This window comes from Pseudomonadota bacterium, from assembly GCA_022361155.1.
Lineage (GTDB): Bacteria > Myxococcota_A > Polyangia > Polyangiales > JAKSBK01 > JAKSBK01.
Map to the genome: position 1 here is coordinate 1 of JAKSBK010000383.1, position 1,954 is coordinate 1,954.

The 1,954-nt window shown below is 63.7% G+C and carries 4 protein-coding genes; all 4 read left to right on the forward strand.

What is annotated here, in order from left to right:
- Window positions 1-736: 736 nt before the first annotated feature.
- The 4 genes from MJD61_14745 (at window position 737) to MJD61_14760 (ending at window position 1,951) form a co-directional block, all read left to right on the forward strand.
- Window positions 737-973, forward strand: coding sequence for a type II toxin-antitoxin system RelE/ParE family toxin (locus tag MJD61_14745; protein MCG8556527.1), 237 nt, complete (start codon window positions 737-739; stop codon window positions 971-973).
- Between the two features lie 12 nt (window positions 974-985).
- The gene (locus tag MJD61_14750; protein MCG8556528.1) at window positions 986-1,288 is read left to right on the forward strand and encodes a HigA family addiction module antitoxin; all 303 of its coding nucleotides are present in this window, start codon (window positions 986-988) and stop codon (window positions 1,286-1,288) included.
- Between the two features lie 163 nt (window positions 1,289-1,451).
- Window positions 1,452-1,652, forward strand: coding sequence for a hypothetical protein (locus MJD61_14755; protein MCG8556529.1), 201 nt, complete (start codon window positions 1,452-1,454; stop codon window positions 1,650-1,652).
- Between the two features lie 8 nt (window positions 1,653-1,660).
- A complete protein-coding gene (locus MJD61_14760) occupies window positions 1,661-1,951 on the forward strand; it encodes a hypothetical protein (protein MCG8556530.1) in 291 nt (96 codons plus the stop codon).
- Window positions 1,952-1,954: the final 3 nt, after the last annotated feature.

Genomic DNA, 1,954 nt, shown 5'->3' on the forward strand with positions numbered 1-1,954 from the left:
CTGCTCTGAGCTTCCGGTTGTCCTCGGCCCCACCGGGGGGCATGCAGCGTGGCCGTGGTCGTGGCCGTCGCCGCGGTCGTGGAGCGACCGACCCGCAGCCCGGCCCTTCCTGGCGCTGGAGCTTGCCCCCTCCGGCTCGCCACCATCGCAGTCGCAATCCCGTCCTCCGACCCGACACGGATGTCGCAACCCGAATCCGAACCCGGAACCCGGAGCCCGACGTCCGAACCCGACATCCGCCTCCGCATCGGCATCGGGACCTCTGCCTCCACCGCGGCCCTCTGACTCCGTCTCGGTCTCTGCCCTCTGCTTCCGAATCCGAACTCGCTCTCGCTCTCGGCCTCGGGCTCGGTCCCGCGAAAAAGCGCAGCTTCGGTTGACCGCCCAGTTATCCGGTTGCCGAAACCATGGACGTGCAGCTAACGCCAACATCGGCAGCAGCAGGCGTGCCAGGGGGCTCTCGGCTCGGGGGGCTTTCGGCTCGCGGGCACGGCGTGGAGCCACGTTCCCGCCCGGATGTGCCGTGGCCTGGCATGACGTGTCGGCGGGCCCTTCGGCTCTGCCTTCTGGCGCGGTCCGGCGCGCTCAGCCCGGGCCAACTGCTACCGGAGCTGGAAAAAAATGAGCCCGGTCGCACGCTACCGTTGCACGGTATACCTTATCAAGGTATACCTCTCGGGTGGCTATTCAGAGCTTCGCTCGACGCGTTGTCGAGGACTTCTTCTATGATGGCAGGATGCCACGGCGGGAGGGGTGGAAGAGCATTGCCAGTGTCGTGCAGCGCAAGCTCGATATCCTTGAATACGCTCACGTACTGGCTGACCTGCGGTCTCCGCCAGGCAACAGGCTGGAAGCTCTCAAAGGCAATCGTTCCGGATTCTATAGCATTCGGATCAATCAGCAATGGCGCATCCTTTTCCGATGGGACGGACGAGGGCCGAGTGACGTCGACGTGGTCGACTACCACGACTGAGGAGGTGTTTTCATGGCTAGGGTTCGCAAAATGAAGCGCCGGCCCACGACGCCGGGCGAAATCCTCAATGAGGAGTTCCTGTTGCCGATGGGTTTGACTCAAAAAAGGCTCGCCGATCACATCGGACACGATGTAAAAGTGGTCAACCGGATCGTAAATGGTCGCTCATCCGTGAGTGCCGACATGGCCTTAAAGCTCGCCTCCGCTTTGGGGACCTCGCCCGAGTTTTGGCTAAACGCTCAGAAGAGCGTGGATTTACATGAGGCTCGAGCCCGTCTCGTCGACCTTCCGCCACCACTGGCCGAGGCTGGCTAGAGGCGCTCGATGTGCCCAGTGGCGACCTGTCTAGGCACGCACGTTAGCTTAGCTTGCGTCGAAGACACGCCCTCGTTCCGCCGTGCGTCGGCGGCCTACCCCTCCATACTGGCGAGAGCCTGTAGGCAAGAGCTAGCTCGGCGGCAAGAAGGCCTACGAGCGCGTGCGGGCGGATGACGAGAAAGCGACGAGCCCCGGAGACGTGCTGCGGGAGCTCTTCAAGGAGTACGGGCCGTGTCTGGTGCTCATCGACGCCCGCTCGGTCCTGAGCGACTTCGTGCCGCACACGCCGTCGACCGAGCACCGACCGGTCCCGGGAACAAGGGCCGCCGACAGCGGCTGCGCGACGCATGGACCTATCTGAACAAGAGGATGGACAAGACTCGCTATGGCCGGCTTCGCAGGCGCGACCTCGCCATTTCCACCGGCATCGTGGAGGGTGGGCTCAAACACATCGTGGCGCGCCGCTGCGATCACGGTGGCATGCGCTGGATCCCTGAACGTGCGCAAGCGGTGGTGCAACTCCGTTGCATCGTCGTCAACGGGGACTGGGAAGCATTCGACAACTTCGTTCACGAACGCTTACGAGCAGCCGCCCACCTCAACGCCGCCCCAGAGCGCATTCAGACCCAGATTCCTCAGCAATTGCCAGAGGCTGCATGACCA

Bases quoted from the DNA above. Each gene is read 5' to 3' on its own strand.
- MJD61_14745 (MCG8556527.1), top strand. From the start codon at position 737: ATGCCACGGCGGGAGGGGTGGAAGAGCATTGCCAGTGTCGTGCAGCGC.
- MJD61_14750 (MCG8556528.1), top strand. From the start codon at position 986: ATGGCTAGGGTTCGCAAAATGAAGCGCCGGCCCACGACGCCGGGCGAA.
- MJD61_14760 (MCG8556530.1), top strand. From the start codon at position 1,661: ATGGACAAGACTCGCTATGGCCGGCTTCGCAGGCGCGACCTCGCCATT.